Below are 16783 nucleotides of genomic sequence, written 5' to 3' on the forward strand. Positions count from 1 at the left end.
AAAAGAGAAAACTGCGGTTCTGCTATTCAGTATTGCACACCGTTTACAGCAACAAGAGGCGGGGCTGTTGGGTCTCCGGTAGGCTGGGTGACGTCAATTTCAATATTTCGTGCCATGGTTGCCATAGGCAGTGCATGCGGCGTGCCGGAAAAGGGTTCCTGCAGATCGTTCGCGCTTTTATCCAGCACCAAAAACAGGCAGCCCACCAAAGATGAACCCAGCGGCGTAATCCATTCCAGCGTCTGCACCATGGAAAGGGGCAGCACGATGCAAAAAATGTTCACCAATGTGCGCGGCAAGGCCGAAAACTGCATGGGCAGAGGTGTATTACGAATACGCTCCAACCCGCCTTGGGCGTTGGCAATGTCAGACAAAATGCGATCAATTTGCCCGTGCACCGCGCCATCAATGCCCTTTTTATTCACTTCCTCCGTAACGCCCAGCCCAATCTGATACAAAATGGCATTGGGCTTGTTCCGATAATGAACAATGGCATCTTGCATATAAGGGGGCAGCAGACGCTGAATATCGGCTGAGGCATCTTCTTTCCCCAATGCCATACGCAGGGCATGGGGGTAGGCGGCAATGGCGTACATCAGATCATGCCGATCTCCTAGCAATGTGCCGGCCTGTCGGCCAAAGGAGCGGCAGTTGTTGGTAATGGCGCCCCACAATGTGCGGGCTTCCCACCAGCGTGCATAGGCGCTGTTGCTGCGGAAGCCCATGAACAACGCCAGTGCAGAACCAATAAGGGAAACCGGCAGGCTGGGCTGTTCCATCCACTCCTGATGGAACACCTGAAAAAGCACGACTACAATTAAATCCCATCCTGCCATCAGCAGGATAACACCTAGAATTTCTTTTCCGATAATGCGTAGCCCGACCCTTTGGTCAACAATCATTCACAAATCTCCGCGTGTCAGAAAAGCGTTCTTGCCTGAACCTATATCAACATGGCACGAAAAAAGGAGTTTCTTAACAATACATATATTTATTTCATATTTTTCAGCACGATTGCGGATTTTTGAAGAAACAGGAGGGTAGAAATGGATACGCACCCAACCGGCTTGCATCTGCGTGAAGAGCACGTATGCCACGGTGGTAAGGTACAGTTTTATGAACACTTTTCCCGCACTTTGGGGCTTACCGCCCGGTTTGGTGTGTTCTTGCCGCCAGCAGCCTGCGCCGGACAAAAGGTGCCGGTTGTTTATGCACTGGCCGGGCTAACCTGCACGGAAGAAACGTTCCTGATTAAATCCACCGCATTGGCAGAAGCCGCGCGTTTGGGGCTGGCATTGGTGGCGCCCGATACATCGCCACGCGGCGCAGGCGTGCCGGAAGAAGATAAAGATTGGGATTTAGGCACCGGCGCTGGTTTTTATCTGGATGCCACGCAGCAGCCTTGGAGCAAACATTACCGCATGGGCAGTTATATTGCGCAAGAACTGCCAGAACTTGTGGAGCAGACCTTGCCGTTGGATAGCGCGCGGCGTGGCATTATGGGGCATTCCATGGGCGGGCATGGTGCGCTGATACATGGCTTGCAAGCGCCAACATTCTGGAAATCCATATCAGCTTTTGCGCCTATTGTGCATCCGGCGGCTGTGCCGTGGGGAAAAAAGGTATTTACCGCGTATTTAGGGCCAGATCAGGCCGCATGGCGCACGTATGATGCGGTATGCTTGTTAGAAGATGGCCACAAACACTCCAACACCATTCTGGTTGACCAAGGTGAGGCTGACCAGTTTTTGCAACGCGAGCTTCAGCCATGGCATTTACAACAAGCGGCGGAACAGTTTGGGCAAAAGCTGAACCTACGTCAGCACGCGGGGTATGATCATTCCTACTGGTTTGTACAAAGCTTTGCGGCAGACCATTTGCGCCATCATGCGGCCAATTTGAAAGTAGGCTGAACTTTTTAGGAGTGGAGGGCGCGGCTCAGGCCGGGAGAGGTAAATCCCCCCAGCGCGCCCAGCCATTTAAGATATTCCAACGCCAGAAGCCGCAAAGAGGAACGGCGCAGAGGGTGTTCCATGGCAGGAGGCAACACCGGATAGGGGTACAAGGTTACATCCGGCAATGTGCGGCTGAACTCCAGCAATGCGCGGCGCATGTGGTAACTGGCAGTCACAACGATAAGAGATGTAATATGGTTATCCGCAACCCAAACGGCTGTTTCTGTGGCGTTACCAATGGTGGAGCGTGCCTGATACCCAAGAGTAATACGGTCCGCCAAAGCCGGAGGGGCTGTGGGGGGTAAAAGCTCACCCAGTGTAGTTTGGGTATCCACCCCTGAAATTAGTAGTTTCTCGCCCTGATTACGTGCGAGCAGATTAAGCGATGTATCAATGCGCCCCACACCACCTGTAAGTGCAACAATGCCATCTGCATGGGGCAAATAGCCCGGTGGACGTAGGGCATCATTTACAAACCAACCAAACCCACCGGTAAAGGCAAAGCAGGCCAGTAAGATCAGCCGGAATGAAAGCCGTATGAAAAGCATGATCGAGCCAGAAGGGCGCGGTCCAGATGGCTTGCGGTGAGGGATTAAGGGAGCCGCCGCAGCCATAGGCGCACCATGCTCTGTGTTGTAATCCAGCAAATAAAGGCTGCAACAAATGGTAGTGCAGCAAAGGCAACCAGCATATCTGTTGGAATAACGTTTTGCAGGGTTTGCCAATCTGGCAGCAACAGCGTGTCAGACTGGAGCGAGATATTGGCAAAAGGCGCTGCCATTCTGAACAGAACCAGCAAAGGCACCATGGCCAGAACAGTGCCAGCCAAACTGCCACCTAGCCCCAGCATGGCCGTGCGCCAGGCAAAGCGGCCTGCAATATAGCCATCTGATGCTCCCAGCCCGTGCAGAATTTCAATAATATCGCGGCGGGTTGAAAGGCCAGCACGTGTGGCAAGGCCGGTTACAAGCGTGGCAATGCCACCAACGGTTAGCAGCGCTAAACCTGCGCAGGCTAAAAGGCTGTTTGCCAGTGCTTTCAGGCGTTCTCCCCAGCTTGCATTATGCTCCACAATGGTACCGGGTACATGCGCGGTAAGAGTTTGTTCCAGATCTTTCGGCACCTGCGTGTTGTCTGGCAAACGAATGCGGATAATAGCTGGTAGTGGGAGGGCGGAATTATCAGCTTCACCCAACCAAGGTTCTAAAAGCCGTGCCAGTTCCTCTTTATCCAAGCGGTGCATCACCGAGCCGGGAGGCAGGGTGTTGAGGTCTGCCAAAACAGCTTCCGCACGGGTGGGGCCTGCGGGTTCTTTTTTGCTGGCAGGGGTAAGGGGTTGATCCGGATCTGGCACCTGCACGGTTACAAGTTGGGCAGCACCTCCGGCCCAGCGGGCAGAAAGCGCGCGCGCGCCTGTTGCCCCGGCAAGGGTTAAAGCTGCCAGAAAGCTCATCATGGCTACAAGCGTAAACAGGCTGCGGTCTGGCAGGGCTTCGGAAACAGAAAGGCCGTCCTTACGGCCAGAAAAGGGCATCATGGCGTTGCCCCTTCATTCTGCACCAATCGGCCGCGTTCCAGATACAAAGCGGGGCGTTCTAGCCTACGGATTAGGGCCTCGTTATGGGTTGCCACAACCATGGTGGTGCCCATGTCACTCAGTTCGGCAAACATATCCAATAGGCGGTGGGCTTGGCTTTCTTCCAGCGCGTTGGTGGGTTCGTCTGCCAAAATCAGGCCCGGACGGTGAATAATGGCGCGGGCAATCGCTGTACGCTGCTGTTCCCCACCAGAAAGGCTGGCTGCGGGGGTATTCAGGCGCTCACCCAAACCCACCCATTTAAGAATGGCGTGAATTTCATCCTGAATTTCATCTTCAGGACGTTTTTGCAGGCGCAAAGGCAGGGCCACGTTATCCGCAACACTCAGGCCGGGAATAAGTTTGTAATCCTGATGCACCATGCCGATTCTCTGCCGCAGGCGCACAAAATGTGCACGCTTTTCTGCCTTGGAAACAGGCTTACCCAAAAGCAACATGCGTCCTTCAGTGGGGAGTGTTTCAAGGTGCAGCAGGCTTAACAGGCTGCTTTTACCTGCGCCCGATGGGCCAAGAAGCCAGCGGAATCCCCCTTGCGGAATAGAGAAGGAAAGATCGGACAATACTTGCGTATTCTGCTTTTTGCCCCGCCGCCATGAAACGTTTTCCAGACGGATCATACTGGAACCATAAAGGACAGAAGTGGCATAAAGCGGAGCAATTGTTGCATGTATGTAGTGTAACCGAGAGGCAGGGGGAGTGTCGATTGAAAGACACAACATACTGCTTAATAAACGGTATGTTCCATCTTTTTGGCGCGATGTCTGGCGCGAACGGGTGTTACCTGTGCTAAGGGAGATGCCAAATCTGTTCTTCCGTTCGATGCCTTAGCCTCGCATCTGCGTGCAGCAGGCGCAGGGAGGAAGGCAGCCTTGTATCAAGAGAGTGTTCATGAAGATCGTCTGTCCTTCCTGCGGTGTGGCCTATCAGGTTCCAGAGGCTCTTCTTGCCAAAAGGCATATGCTCAAGTGCTCTGCCTGTGGCGTTAAATGGCGGATTCAGATCCCGCAGGCCCAGCCCGCGCCGACAGCAGAGCCTGTGTCGCATGAACACGCTCAACCGCAATCTGCCCTATCAGAAGCAACACAATCACACAGCGCGCCAGAAGAAAAAGTAGCCTCTGTTCCGGCATCTTCGGAAGCTCCTATTGCGGATAAAACGGATTCGGAGCCTCTGCCGGCAGAAGAGCCTCCGGTACCACAGGTGCCTGCTCCAGAACCCGTTGCCGAGGAAATACCAACAGCACCGGCACCAGTTGAAGAACTGGCACCAGAAGCCCCCGTTCAGCCACCACCTGAACCTCAGCCTGTTCCACCGCCATCGGAGGAACCTGCGCCGGAATTTCCCAGCGCGCCTGCTGTGGAACCGAAACCTGTAGTCGAGCCAGAAGAGCCAGTTGCACCGCAGCCCGCGCCAGAAGTGCCGCAGCCAACAATGGTGCGGCAGGTGCATGTAACGCAAACACCTCCGCCATATGTTCAGCCGCATGTTGAACCCACGCTATCGTCTGCTGCACAACCTTCCGCTCCAGCTAACCCCGTAGCTGCAGCAGAACCGCAGCAGCCAAAAGAACCCGCTACACAAACAAGACAACGCTCTGAACCTTTGCGCAGGGCATCACCCGCAGCGGCACCTTCTGCACCCGCAGTGGCACCAGGCGTAGGGGCTACAAACACGCCACGGCCTATGGGAATGCCCAAGGTAAGGCCGGAAGTGGCGCAGGCTTATGCCCAAAGTGCAGCGGCGCATGTTGCGCAGCCCAAGGCGCAATTGGCACGTAAGCTTGATGTAAACGGGCTGATTTTAACGGAAAAATTCTGGAAAATAGCCTGGATTTTCAGCATTGTTCTGGCTGTTATCGGCTTTGTGGCTATCTGGCATTGGTGGAATGCCATTGTGCATGCATGGCCTGCGGCAGCGCGTCTGCATCGTGCAGGTTAATAACCTGATACGAAAAGACGCGCCTAATTTGTCAGGGTGAGTTTGCGCAGCTTTTACATGCTGCGTCCGGCCAATGTTGCCAGAGTGGCGCCAGCGGCTGCCAGGGCCATCAGCATAATACCATCCCAGATCAGGCCGCTTGCTGTAAGATCATGCCCAGCAATAACAAGATGATGCGGAATGGCGGAAGCCACATTGGCAATGGCGTCTCGTGCTTGCGGGTCTGCCGATGCAGCGGATTTGGAAAGAGCACCAACCAGTGCGGGCAGGGCGGCCCATGCCACACCCGCAATCAGCAGCAGTGGGGCAAATAGCTCGGCAATCTGTTGCACAAAATAGAACGCAAAATAACAGACAGACCAAATAGCTGTGCGCACAAGGGCAAAGCCAGAAGTGCCAGAACGGGAGGCAGCGGAAGACTGGGAAGAAAGAGGCATGCGCGGGTCCATAGGTATCGTTCCTTGCCGGCAGTAAACAGGGCCGAGTAGTTTGCTGTATCCAACCCACAGAGCGCGCAGGCGGACTATTCTTGCCCTGTATATACAGGCACAAGGTAAAGCATGCCAATGGATAGCCATATGACGTATGCAAGACATGTTTTCATATGAGTAACGCATTCGCGATGAGGGTGTGAGGGCAGAGTTTTGTTAGAATGTGTTTTTTACACTGACCTCTCGGAAGGGCACGTCAGCGGATTTTATGCCGGTGGCCGGTAAAATTATGGATTTTCTTTCCTGCTCCATCCTGTTTGCCGGGGTGGACGCGGCTTGGCAGGTACATCTGCAAACCCTGCTGCAAGCGCGTGGTTTACGTGTAAAAAGCGTGGTGGATGGCCGTTCTGCCTTTGCCGGATTTGATGAGGATCTGCCTGATCTTTTGGTTGTGCCCGCACGTTTGCCAGATATGCTTGCAACCCAGCTTTGCCAGCGTTTGCGGTTAAACGCAGCCACGCGGGGTATTCCGGTTGTGGTGCTGTTGCCTGAGGCCAACAGCAGGCAGGAAGCCGAAATTTTGGAGCGCGGGGCAGATTGCTGCTTCAGCATGGCGGATAATCCGCTTTTGCTGGTTTTTCGCATTTGTGCGTTGCTGCGTGAATATGATGAAGACGTAGCTGGGCGTGAAGGTGTGGTTTTTCGTCAACCGCGCATTGTCATCATGACAGCACCGGGCGGCGTATTATGGGCATGGTCTGATAAGCAGAAGCCCGCAGATTTTGAACTGGCCAGAGGCGACCAGCCTTATCTGGTGGAACTTCTACAACAGAATGGTGAAGATGCCCTGCAGGTAGAAGACCCGGAAAAGCTTGATCTTTCCGGTATTGCCAGTAGCCGCTCCTGCCCGGATTGCGTGGTGGTGGATTTGGCTTGCCCGGCATTTGATGGCTTGGCGCTTGCCCGCACTATAGCGGCTTTTCGTCGGCGCAGCCGCCAGTGCACGCGCATTATGGGCATGGTGGAACACGGTGGCCTTTCAGGTGAGCAAGTGGCACGTGCATTTCATGCCGGGATAGATGATCTGCTGGACGCCGATACACCGGTAGATTTGTTGGTAAGCCGTATTGGCAGCCTTGTGCGGCGCAAAACATTGCAAGATGAAGCCCGGCGTGAAGAAGCACATATAGAAAGTGCCCGTGCGCGTATGGCGCTGGCCGATGCTCTGCGGCGTGTGAATGCAGATCTGGCGGCAGCTAACCGCAAATTGATAGAGGCGCAGGCCAAGCTGGTGCAGTCCGCCAAAATGGCATCTTTGGGGGAACTGGCAGCCGGTATCGCGCACGAATTTAATAACCCGCTGGCGTTTGTTTTGGCGCATGAAAACACAGTTAAACGCAGCATGGTCAAGGCGCTGCATGCCGTCAGATCTCAAGATCTGTTTACGGCGGAAACCGCACTGCAAAAGGGGAGCGAGCGCCTTTCAGCCTCTCTTATCGGTCTTTCACGTATGCGGGATCTGGTGGCCAGTCTGCGCCGTTTTTCCCGGCTGGAAGAAGGGGAATTCCGCCGTCTGGATGTGCCCGAGGCCATAGGCATGGTGCTTACGTTGCTTGCCCCCAAGCTGGGGCAAGATATTGAAGTGACCTGCAAGCTGGAGGCCCCGCTAGAACTGGTGTGTCAGGCGGCGCTGGTGAATCAGGTGGTCATGAATATCGTGAGCAATGCCGCAGATGCCATTTTGGACAAACGGCGCGAAACGATTCAAAGCACCGAGCCGATGCTTTCCCGCGCAGATCGCATCCTTATTACCTCGTTTTTGGAAGAAGCCGAAAGCGGTAAAGGTGAAGAATACGTGATCCAGATAAGCGATACCGGGCCGGGTGTACCCAAAGAGCTACAGGAACGTGTTTTTGAACCGTTTTTTACCACAAAACCTGTAGGGTCTGGTACGGGGCTTGGGCTGGCCACCGCGTATGGTGTTGTGCAGGCCCACGGCGGCAATGTTGTTGTAACCAATGCAAGCGCGCTGGGGGGCGCCTGTTTCACCCTCCGCGTGCCATACAGAGCAGGAGAGGAGAGGCGCGGTGATAACGTTGCCTGACCTGAAACAGCGTCCCATCGTGCTTGTGGTGGATGACGAACCGGAGATTCTGGTTGCGCTGACAGACCTGCTGGAAGGGGCCTACCACGTTCTTTCTGCTTCATCAGGAGAGCAAGGGCTGGCGTTGCTGCGTGAAAACCCAGATGTAGCGGTTATTATCTCGGATCAGCGTATGCCCGGCATGACGGGTGATGTCTTTTTGGCGCAGGCGCGGGATATTTCCGGCGCAGGGGCTATTTTGCTGACAGGATATGCCGATATCTCTGCGGTGGAAGCCGCGCTGAACCGGGGGCAGATTTCCTTTTTTGCGTACAAACCGTGGGATGATGAAACACTTCTTTCCATGGTTGGACAGGCGGCTGCACGCTATTTTCTGGAAAAAGAATTGGAGTGCGAACAGCTTTTGCTGCGCGGGCTATTAGAAAACCTGCCATTTGGGTTGGCGTTTAAGGATCAGGATGGCTGCTTTATCCGCCTGAACCAGCAAATGGCGCGGGAGTTTGGGCGTAGCGTTGCCGAATGCCTGGGCCAGAAAGAAGAAGATCTGGTAAGCGGCCCATGGCAGGAAAGCCTGGAAGAAGCGCGGCAGGCGCTGGAAACATCCGGGCGGGATCAGCAGGTCTTGCAGCTTCCGGGGCCAGATGGGCAAAATCGCTGGCATGATCTTACCCGCGTGCGGCTAGATAGCCTGCGTAACGCCCCTGTGCGCTCGGGCCTTTTGTCTGATTATTCCATTCTGATTGATCGGGACGTAACAGACTTGCTGGGGCTGGAGCAGCGCTTGCGGCAGGCCCAGAAAATGCAGGCCATTGGCACATTGGCGGGTGGAATTGCGCATGATTTTAACAATCTGCTCACTGCCATTCAGGGGTCTTTAGAGCTGGTGCAGGATCTGGAACCTCCGCGCGAGCCGGGTGTGGCGCGGCTGTATCAGAACGCCATGGAAGCCGCACGCCGAGGAGGCACACTTACGCGCAAATTGCTGGACTTTAGCCGTCCGCGCCATTTGGTGTGCCAACGGGTGGAAGTGCAGGATGTCATCCAGAATCTTCAAGGCTTTATGAAGCAAGGCAAGGTGCCAGAAGATATCCGCGATGCGCTGGATTCCGCCTTGGTAGAAGGCAGTGGCCGCTTCAGCAGCGTGCAGTTTGTACTGCCCGAAGAACCTCTCCCTCCCGTATGGACAGACCCCGTTCAGCTTGAACTGGCGGTGTTTAGTCTGTGCATTAACGCCATAGATGCGCAGCCGGAGGGCGGCAAAACCAGCGTTTCCGTGCGGCAGGTTGCACGGTTGTTAGGCCGCCATGTTGGCAAGGATCATGCTGGCGCGTGGGTGGTTGTGCAGGTTTCGGACAGAGGCGTGGGCATGACGGAAGAAATGCGTGCCCGCATTTTTGATCCGTTCTTTACCACCAAGGATATGGGGCAGGGTACCGGGCTGGGCCTGTCCATGATTTACGGCTTTATCAGCCATTGTGGAGGTGAAGTGCGGGTGGAAAGCACACCGGGTGGTGGCACATCCGTAGAGCTGTGGTTCCCGGCCATGGATGCGCAGCTTTCGGCCTCTCTCCCACCAACAGCGGGCACTTCCGGCAATGCTACCGCCAACATGCGCACACTGGCAGCCACACCGCAGGGGCGCGCTATTCTGGTTGTGGATGATGAACCAGGCGTGCGGGCTGTAACGGCAGGATTTTTGAGCCGTGCAGGATATGAGGTTCTGGAATCTGCCAGCGGCGCAGAGGCCGTGGAAACCGTGCGCAACAGGCCGGATATTGCCCTTGTGGTGATGGATGTGATGATGCCGGGCATGAATGGTGGTGAGGCCGCACAGCGCATTCATGCTGAACGGGCAGAACTGCCGGTGCTGTTTGTAACAGGTTACGCAGATTTGGGTATTTTGCCCGAAGGCGTAGCTGTGCTGCACAAACCCTACACCCGTGATGCGCTTTTAGGAGATGTGAAGGCCATGCTGGCTGCATAGGCCAACCCCTTGTTCTGGGCGAAATAAGGCTTATCTGAGGAAGATCATGCATACTCTTCATACAGCTTCCTCATCTCATGATCCCGTCGGTTGGCACGGGACAACCATTCTCTGTGTGCGGCGCGGGGCCGAAGTTGCCATGGCGGGCGATGGTCAGGTCACGCTGGGCAGCACAGTTGTAAAGGGCAATGCCCGTAAGGTGCGCCGCATAGGCCCGCAGGATAATATTCTGGCGGGCTTTGCGGGGGCCACGGCAGATGCTTTTACCCTGCTGGAGCGGCTGGAAGCCAAGCTGGAACGCTATCCCAACCAGCTTGAGCGCGCCTGTGTGGAACTGGCAAAGGATTGGCGGACAGACCGTTATCTGCGCCGGTTGGAAGCCATGATGGCCGTGGTAGATGCCGAGCATTCCTTTACCCTCACAGGTAATGGCGATGTGCTGGAACCCGAAGATGGCATTATCGCTATTGGATCAGGTGGCAATTACGCCCTTTCCGCCGCGCGTGCCCTGCTAACGGTTGATGGGCTGGGGGCTGAGGAAATTGTGCGGCGGTCTATGAAGATTGCTGGTGATATTTGCGTTTACACCAATCATTCTGTCCGGGTGGAAACACTCAAGGCAGCTTCAGATCAGGAGAGCCGGTAATGGATGCTCCTAATTTTTCCCCACGTGAAATTGTAAGCGAGCTGGATCGGTTTATTGTGGGCCAGCAGGATGCCAAGCGGGCCGTGGCTATTGCTATGCGTAACCGCTGGCGGCGTGCGCAGCTTTCTGAGGGCATGCGTGAAGAGGTTGTGCCCAAAAACATCCTCATGATCGGCCCCACGGGCTGTGGTAAAACGGAAATTGCCCGCAGGCTGGCAAAACTTGCGCAGGCCCCTTTTTTGAAGGTGGAAGCCACTAAGTTTACCGAAGTGGGGTACGTGGGCCGTGATGTAGACAGCATTGTGCGCGATCTGGTGGAAGTGTCCATCACCATGCTGAAAACATCGCGCCGCAAGGATGTTGAAGAAAAAGCCCAGCAGGCAGCGGAAGAACGCATTGTGGATGCGCTAGCGGGGGAAGGATCTTCTGCCGATACAAAAAGCAAATTCCGCAGCATGCTGCGCAGCGGCCAGCTTGAAGATAAGGAAATTGATATTGCCGTAACCGAGCAGGCCCCTGCCGGAAGCGGTGAAATGCCCGGAGCTATGCCGGGGCAGGCCATCAATGTAGGCGATATGATGAAAGCCTTCATGAACCGTGCCCCCAAGCAGAAGAAACTCAAGGTTTCTGTGGCACGGGAATACCTGAAGCGTGAAGAAGCAGACCGCCTGCTGGATGGTGAGGCCCTCACGCGGGAAGCGGTGGCAAATGCGCAGGAAAACGGCATTGTCTTTTTAGATGAGATAGACAAGGTGTGTGCCCGTGCATCAGAAAGCGGTGCAAAAGGTGGCGATGTCTCTCGCGAAGGGGTGCAGCGCGATCTGCTGCCGCTTATTGAAGGCACAACCGTTTCCACCAAATACGGGCCGGTTAATACAGACCATATTCTGTTTATTGCCTCTGGCGCGTTCCATTTGGCTAAGCCGTCCGATCTTTTGCCAGAACTTCAGGGCCGTTTACCTATTCGGGTAGAATTGCAGCCGCTTAGCCGTGAAGACTTGCGCCGCATTCTAACAGATCCCGAACATTCTCTGCTGAAACAGTATATCGCTCTGATGGGAACAGAAGGTGTTACCTTAAACTTTGCGGATGATGCGATAGATGCGCTGGCTGAACTGGCAGCAGATATTAACGACCGTGTAGAAAATATTGGGGCGCGGCGCCTTGCCACGGTGCTGGAAAGATTGTTGGAAGATGTATCTTTCACGGCATCGGACCGTAAGGGCGAAGCTGTGGAAGTAAATGCTGCAATGGTGCAGGAAAAAGTCGCGCCACTGGCGCGCAAGGGAGATCTGAGCAGGTTTATTCTGTAATGGAAGCACCATTTGTAACGCCGCAGGAAGATACGGCAGAAGAAGCTATTGAAGCCATCCGCGATGAGCTGGAAATCTTTGATGATTGGATGGAGCGGTATCAGTACATCATAGAAATGGGGCGCAAGCTGCCTCCTTTTCCTAAAGAATGGTGTGATGATGCCCACCGCGTGCCCGGCTGCCAAAGCCAGGTATGGCTGGAAGAAAAGGAAGAGGACGGCAAACTGTATTTTGCAGGTCTGTCTGACGCCGCCATAGTGTGCGGGCTGGTAGCCTTGTTGCTGCGTGTGTATTCCGGCCGATCTAAGGAAGAAATTCAGGCAACAGATCTCAAATTTTTGCGTGATCTGGGGCTTGTGCAAGCACTTTCCACCAACCGAGGCAACGGCGTGGAAGCTATGGCGCGGGCTATTCGTTCCGTTGCGGCTTCTGCTGTGGCCTGAACTGAATGTGAATTGCGCTGCCTTTAGACAGGTGGTGCAATTTCAAATAAAAAACCGGCGTGCTGGAAAAATCCAGCCGCCGGTTTTTTTTTATGCCTGCTTTACAGAAAAGCGGGTGCCTGAAAAATCAGGCGTTCCCTTTTTCTTTCAGCGCTTTCAAAATGTCAGCCGGGCGCACAGGCAGGTGCCGCATACGCACGCCAACAGCATTGAAAATGGCGTTGCCAATAGCTGGCGCAATGGTGGTTACACCTGGTTCACCAAGACCCATGGGTTTTTCTGTGCTGGGCAGGAATTCAATATCCATATCCGGCACATCTGTAATACGCAGGGGCGTATAGGTGTTCAGGTTGCGGTCACGCACGTTGCCGTTTTCAATTTCTGTGCCTTCAAACAGCGCCATGCTCAGGCCCCACAGTGCGCCGCCTTCGGTTTGGGCCAAAGCGCCGTCTGGGTCAATAATCGTGCCAGCATCCAGCACTAGCCAGATTTTCTGGCAGGTTACAACGCCTGTTTCGCGGTCAACATGTACCTGTGCGGCACCTGCTGTCCATGTTGGCATGTTGCGTTCCTGCCCGAAGGTGGTGGCAATGCCAATGGCCGTATCTTTAGGCAGGCTGACTTTGCCGTAACCGCACTTTTCTACCAGCTTTTTGAGCACATTGGCCTGACGGGATGCGCCACCAACAGAGTTGGGAGCACTACCTGCATTACGGCCTTTGCACGTGAGCAGCCCAAGGCGGAAATCAATTGGGTCTTTCCCATAATCATGGGCCAGTTCATCCAAAAAGCATTCATGCGCCCAAGGCGTCCAGCCGGAACTGACCGAACGCAACCAGCCGGGGCGGATAGTGGCGTCTGCCAGATCATTATCCAGTGCGCGCACCAGAATGGGGCCTACGTCGTACCAATGGTCAGCACCCGCAATAGCGAACTGATCGTATGGTTTACCGTCTTCACCTTTTTCCATAAAGGCAGCAGCCATCACGCCTGTTGGCCAACCTGCAGAAGCATGATGTTCCCACCCATTGATGGAGCCATCTTTGTTAACGCCAGCGCGCACTGTCTGGATGGACGGTGAGCGGATGGAATCAAACAGCACGTCATCAGAACGCGTGAAGACCAGTTTAACAGGCTTGCCACCCAATGCCTTGGAAATCAGCGCGGCGGGAACTGCGTAATCCCCGTTCAGGCGGCGGCCAAAACCACCCCCCAATAGGTAGCTGCGCATCACCACATCGGATTCAGGAACCTGAAGCGCCTTGGCAATAACGGGCAGGAAAAGGGTCTGCCACTGGTTGCCACAATGCACTTCCCACTTGCCTTCATGCAGGCGGGCAAGAGCGTTCATGGGTTCTAGCTGATAATGCAGCACGGAAGAGCACGTATAGGTGCGTTCCACCACCTTATCGGCTTTGGCCAGCGCTTCATCCACTCCGGCATCATTGAAGATGCGCGAACCGCCGGTTTTTTCGGCAATCTGCTTGCGGCCGTGCTCAATAATGTCCTGTTCAGTCACGTTGGCGGTTTTACCCGGTGTCCACGTAACTTTCAGGGCATCTGTTGCGCGGATGGCAGCAGGGTAGGAGGAAGCAAGAACCGCAACCCAGCCCGGCACAGTGTTGGAAGGATCTTCCAGCACAATGTAGCGGATATAGCCCTTAACCTTTTTGGCTTCTGTATCATCAACAGAAACCACTTTGGAGCCATACCGCGTGGGCGGCATTTTGGGGCGGGTATACACCATGCCTTCCAGCTTGGCATCAATGCCATAAATGGCGGAGCCATCTGTTTTGGAAGGGATATCGAGCGCTTTAACTTCACGCCCGATCAACCGGTGTTCGGATGAAGGCTTCAGCGGCAGCTTGGCCATTTCATCTGGCGTAAAGGTGCGGGTGGGGTGTGCACGGCTGACAATATCACCGTAGGAAATGGAGCGCTTGCCCGCAATAACCTGCCCATTGCGTGCGATACAGGCAGAAGGAGCCACACCCAGCAGGCGTGCGCCTTCTTCCACCATCACAGTGCGGGCTGCTGCACCAGCTTGGCGGAACTGATCCCACGTCAGCCAGACAGACCAGGAACCACCTGTAATCATCAGGCCCCACTTGGGGTCTGTATCTACATAGGTGATCCGAACCTTGTTCCAGTCCGCTTCCATTTCATCGGCAATAATCCGGGCAAGGGCTGTGCCAACATGCTGGCCCATTTCTGCACGAATAACATTTACGTTCACCCAGCCATCTGGCGCAATGGAGCACCAGATTGTGGGTTCAAACGCACCACCAGCGGGCAGATTGCCTGCGGCCTGCGGATAAACCTGCGCAGCGTTACCCTGCCGCGCAAAGCCGAACATAAAGGCCGAGCCCATGGCCGTAAGCAGAAAACCGCGGCGCGTAGGCCCACGGCCTGCGGCCCGATCCTGCCGGGCTGCAATGCGTTCCAGCTTACCCATGAGATGCCTCCTCCTTCTGCATGGCGGCGGCTGCTTTCTTGATTGCCTTGCGGATGCGCACATACGTCATGCAGCGGCACAGGCTACCGCCCATTACGCCATCAATCTGCTCATCCGTAGGGTCGGGATAATCTTTCAGAAGGCTGACAGCCTGCATGATCTGGCCGGACTGGCAGTACCCACACTGCGGAACCTGAATATCCTTCCAGGCTTCCTGCACGGGGTGTTTGCCTTCTGGGTGCAGGCCTTCAATGGTGGTCACATCAGCGCCTTCAAGGGAGCTAATGGGCGTAATGCAGGAGCGGGTGGCACGGCCACCCACCAGCACGGTGCATGCACCGCACTGGCCTACGCCACAACCAAACTTTGTGCCTGTCTGGTCCAGATCATCACGCAGGGCCCACAACAAAGGGGTATCTTCTGGCACATCGACGGAAACGTCACGGCCATTGAGTTTGAATTTTATCATCTCTTGCTCCGTGTTCCGTCTTAGTGCGAAGAATTGACAGGAACTGGCTGGACGGTCTTGCGCACTTCGGCGGCCTTTTTCTCAAGGTTTGTCCACGGCGGCAGTGTGGTGCGGGTGCGGCGCAGATAGGCGGCAATGCGGGCCATATCCTTGTCGGACAGCGCATTGTAGAAGCTAGGCATGGCAACGTCAGATTGCCCTTCTTCCGCCGTAAGCCCACGTAGCATAACCTGATACAGGTTTGTGGGCTCATCCAGCCACAGTGCGTTGTTTAGCGCCAGATCCGGGCGGCCAAGAACAGGGGTGGGCGCTGCGTTGTAATGGCAGGCTGCACAGGCACCCTGATACAGCTTTGCGTCCGGGTCCACATTCGGGCCAATCAGATCGGTTTTGGATTCTTCCATGGCGCGAGCCAAGGCTGCTTTATCGTTCTTTTCACGTTCGGCAGCGTGGTCCACATCCGCAAAGTAATGCGCAATGGCATGCACATCTGCTTCCGGCACGGTGGAAAGGAAGCGATGCGGCACGGGAGACATAGGCCCACCAGCCGGACCGTGCAGCGGTGCTACGCCAAAGCGCAGATACTGGAACAGCTCGTCTTCCGTCCATGTGGTGGGGGTTGGGTTGTGCTCGTTAAGGGCGGGCGCAATCCAGTTATCCACCACAGCGCCATCATAGGCAGAGCCTTTCTTTTCGGCCCCCATGAGGTCACGCGGGGTATGGCACGCGCCGCAATGGGCGTTGCCTTCGGCCAAATAGGCACCACGGTTCCACAACGCATCATGCCGAGGGTCGGGCTTGTACACGCCGGGGCGCAGATACAGCAGCTTCCAGCCAGCCTGCAGCAGACGCAGGCTGAGGGGGAAGGGTAGTTCGTTCGGGCGGCGTGACATATGCACGGCCGGACGTGTCATGATGTAGGCATACAGATCGGAAATATCCTGATCCGTCATCTTGGTGAAATGATCGTACGGGAAAGCCGGGATCAGATGCACGCCCTTGCGGGAGACACCAAGGTGCATGGCGCGGCGGAAGGCTTCTTCCGACCAGGAACCAATGCCCATTTCAACATCTGGTGTGATGTTGGAAGAATAGATGGCCCCGAACGGGGTATCCATTTTATAGTCACCAGCCAGTTCTGGGCCGCCGCCGTTATCTGTGCGGGTATGGCATTCAGCGCAATACCCTTCGGCAGCAACAATCCGCCCACGCTCTATCTGCTCGGCAGAAAAGCTGGCGGGGTTTGGCCGCTCAATTGGTTCAATTGGTGGATACCACGCATAATATAAGAACCCGAGCCCCCCAAGGACCCCGGCCGCGGCTACTCCCGCTAGAAGACGTTTGATCACTCTACCCCCAATCCCGTGAAAAACGTACCATCTGGCGGGCAACACGTAAGCCTACGCGCCATGAGCCGATGGATCAGCGTCTGAGGTTCGTTTCTTGAT

The 16783-nt window shown here is 55.3% G+C and carries 15 protein-coding genes; 7 read left to right on the forward strand and 8 right to left on the reverse strand.

The genetic code is table 11. The annotated features are described in order from the left end of the window. Positions 1-26: 26 nt before the first annotated feature. Complete coding sequence (locus A4S02_RS03025) at positions 27-902, reverse strand: bestrophin family protein (RefSeq protein ID WP_019090105.1); 876 nt, start codon at positions 900-902, stop codon at positions 27-29. 144 nt (positions 903-1046) lie between these two features. Here A4S02_RS03025 and fghA point away from each other — a divergent pair, with 144 nt between their 5' ends. Next, on the forward strand, positions 1047-1913 hold the full coding sequence (gene fghA / locus A4S02_RS03030; protein WP_070322913.1) for an S-formylglutathione hydrolase: 867 nt from the start codon (positions 1047-1049) through the stop codon (positions 1911-1913). Between the two features lie 5 nt (positions 1914-1918). Here the strand turns inward: fghA and A4S02_RS03035 are convergent, their stop codons facing one another. The 3 genes from A4S02_RS03035 to A4S02_RS03045 are packed head-to-tail and all read right to left on the reverse strand — an operon-like array spanning position 1919 to position 4271. Next, a complete protein-coding gene (locus A4S02_RS03035) occupies positions 1919-2503 on the reverse strand; it encodes a YdcF family protein (RefSeq protein WP_070322914.1) in 585 nt (194 codons plus the stop codon). A 44-nt stretch (positions 2504-2547) separates the two neighbouring features. Next, positions 2548-3492, reverse strand: a complete 945-nt coding sequence (locus tag A4S02_RS03040) for a cell division protein FtsX (protein ID WP_019090109.1) — start codon at positions 3490-3492, stop codon at positions 2548-2550. Next, on the reverse strand, positions 3489-4271 hold the full coding sequence (locus A4S02_RS03045) for a cell division ATP-binding protein FtsE (RefSeq protein WP_082246730.1): 783 nt from the start codon (positions 4269-4271) through the stop codon (positions 3489-3491). Before A4S02_RS03045 ends, A4S02_RS03040 begins: the two co-directional genes overlap by 4 nt. A 121-nt stretch (positions 4272-4392) precedes the next feature. On the opposite strand from A4S02_RS03045, the gene A4S02_RS03050 reads away from it, so the two are divergent. Next, a complete protein-coding gene (locus A4S02_RS03050) occupies positions 4393-5490 on the forward strand; it encodes a zinc-ribbon domain-containing protein (protein ID WP_070322915.1) in 1098 nt (365 codons plus the stop codon). A gap of 53 nt (positions 5491-5543) precedes the next feature. On the opposite strand, the gene A4S02_RS03055 is transcribed toward A4S02_RS03050, so the two are convergent. Next, positions 5544-5939, reverse strand: coding sequence for a hypothetical protein (locus tag A4S02_RS03055; protein ID WP_019090112.1), 396 nt, complete (start codon positions 5937-5939; stop codon positions 5544-5546). A gap of 250 nt (positions 5940-6189) precedes the next feature. Here A4S02_RS03055 and A4S02_RS03060 point away from each other — a divergent pair, with 250 nt between their 5' ends. From A4S02_RS03060 to A4S02_RS03080, 5 genes are read left to right on the forward strand one after another with little or no spacing between them, the layout of a single operon-like run. After that, on the forward strand, positions 6190-8025 hold the full coding sequence (locus A4S02_RS03060) for an ATP-binding protein (protein WP_070324151.1): 1836 nt from the start codon (positions 6190-6192) through the stop codon (positions 8023-8025). Then, entirely contained in the window at positions 8009-10009 is a 2001-nt protein-coding gene (locus tag A4S02_RS03065) for a response regulator (RefSeq protein WP_019090114.1), read from the forward strand. The genes A4S02_RS03060 and A4S02_RS03065 overlap by 17 nt, the downstream gene beginning before the upstream one ends. 46 nt (positions 10010-10055) lie before the next feature. Continuing rightward, a complete protein-coding gene (gene hslV, locus A4S02_RS03070; protein WP_070322916.1) occupies positions 10056-10655 on the forward strand; it encodes an ATP-dependent protease subunit HslV in 600 nt (199 codons plus the stop codon). Continuing rightward, entirely contained in the window at positions 10655-11968 is a 1314-nt protein-coding gene (gene hslU / locus A4S02_RS03075; protein ID WP_070322917.1) for an ATP-dependent protease ATPase subunit HslU, read from the forward strand. Before hslV ends, hslU begins: the two co-directional genes overlap by 1 nt. After that, complete coding sequence (locus A4S02_RS03080) at positions 11968-12411, forward strand: SufE family protein (protein ID WP_070322918.1); 444 nt, start codon at positions 11968-11970, stop codon at positions 12409-12411. The genes hslU and A4S02_RS03080 overlap by 1 nt, the downstream gene beginning before the upstream one ends. A 127-nt stretch (positions 12412-12538) precedes the next feature. Here A4S02_RS03080 and A4S02_RS03085 read toward each other — a convergent pair whose 3' ends face one another. The 3 genes from A4S02_RS03085 to A4S02_RS03095 are packed head-to-tail and all read right to left on the reverse strand — an operon-like array spanning position 12539 to position 16684. Then, the gene (locus A4S02_RS03085; RefSeq protein WP_070322919.1) at positions 12539-14866 is read right to left on the reverse strand and encodes a xanthine dehydrogenase family protein molybdopterin-binding subunit; all 2328 of its coding nucleotides are present in this window, start codon (positions 14864-14866) and stop codon (positions 12539-12541) included. Then, entirely contained in the window at positions 14859-15335 is a 477-nt protein-coding gene (locus tag A4S02_RS03090) for a (2Fe-2S)-binding protein (protein ID WP_019090118.1), read from the reverse strand. Before A4S02_RS03090 ends, A4S02_RS03085 begins: the two co-directional genes overlap by 8 nt. 20 nt (positions 15336-15355) lie before the next feature. After that, positions 15356-16684 (reverse strand): c-type cytochrome, encoded by a 1329-nt coding sequence (locus A4S02_RS03095; protein ID WP_070322920.1) that lies wholly within the window; start codon positions 16682-16684, stop codon positions 15356-15358. Positions 16685-16783 lie beyond the last annotated feature (99 nt).

The sequence above is a fragment of the Acetobacter ascendens genome (assembly GCF_001766235.1).
Lineage (GTDB): Bacteria > Pseudomonadota > Alphaproteobacteria > Acetobacterales > Acetobacteraceae > Acetobacter > Acetobacter ascendens.

Excerpts from the sequence above, each read along its gene's own strand:
- A4S02_RS03025 (WP_019090105.1), bottom strand. The coding sequence starts at position 902 with ATGATTGTTGACCAAAGGGTCGGGCTACGCATTATCGGAAAAGAAATT.
- fghA (WP_070322913.1), top strand. The coding sequence starts at position 1,047 with ATGGATACGCACCCAACCGGCTTGCATCTGCGTGAAGAGCACGTATGC.
- A4S02_RS03035 (WP_070322914.1), bottom strand. The coding sequence starts at position 2,503 with ATGCTTTTCATACGGCTTTCATTCCGGCTGATCTTACTGGCCTGCTTT.
- A4S02_RS03040 (WP_019090109.1), bottom strand. The coding sequence starts at position 3,492 with ATGATGCCCTTTTCTGGCCGTAAGGACGGCCTTTCTGTTTCCGAAGCC.
- A4S02_RS03045 (WP_082246730.1), bottom strand. The coding sequence starts at position 4,271 with ATGTTGTGTCTTTCAATCGACACTCCCCCTGCCTCTCGGTTACACTAC.
- A4S02_RS03055 (WP_019090112.1), bottom strand. The coding sequence starts at position 5,939 with ATGGACCCGCGCATGCCTCTTTCTTCCCAGTCTTCCGCTGCCTCCCGT.
- A4S02_RS03060 (WP_070324151.1), top strand. The coding sequence starts at position 6,190 with ATGCCGGTGGCCGGTAAAATTATGGATTTTCTTTCCTGCTCCATCCTG.
- hslV (WP_070322916.1), top strand. The coding sequence starts at position 10,056 with ATGCATACTCTTCATACAGCTTCCTCATCTCATGATCCCGTCGGTTGG.
- hslU (WP_070322917.1), top strand. The coding sequence starts at position 10,655 with ATGGATGCTCCTAATTTTTCCCCACGTGAAATTGTAAGCGAGCTGGAT.
- A4S02_RS03080 (WP_070322918.1), top strand. The coding sequence starts at position 11,968 with ATGGAAGCACCATTTGTAACGCCGCAGGAAGATACGGCAGAAGAAGCT.
- A4S02_RS03085 (WP_070322919.1), bottom strand. The coding sequence starts at position 14,866 with ATGGGTAAGCTGGAACGCATTGCAGCCCGGCAGGATCGGGCCGCAGGC.
- A4S02_RS03090 (WP_019090118.1), bottom strand. The coding sequence starts at position 15,335 with ATGATAAAATTCAAACTCAATGGCCGTGACGTTTCCGTCGATGTGCCA.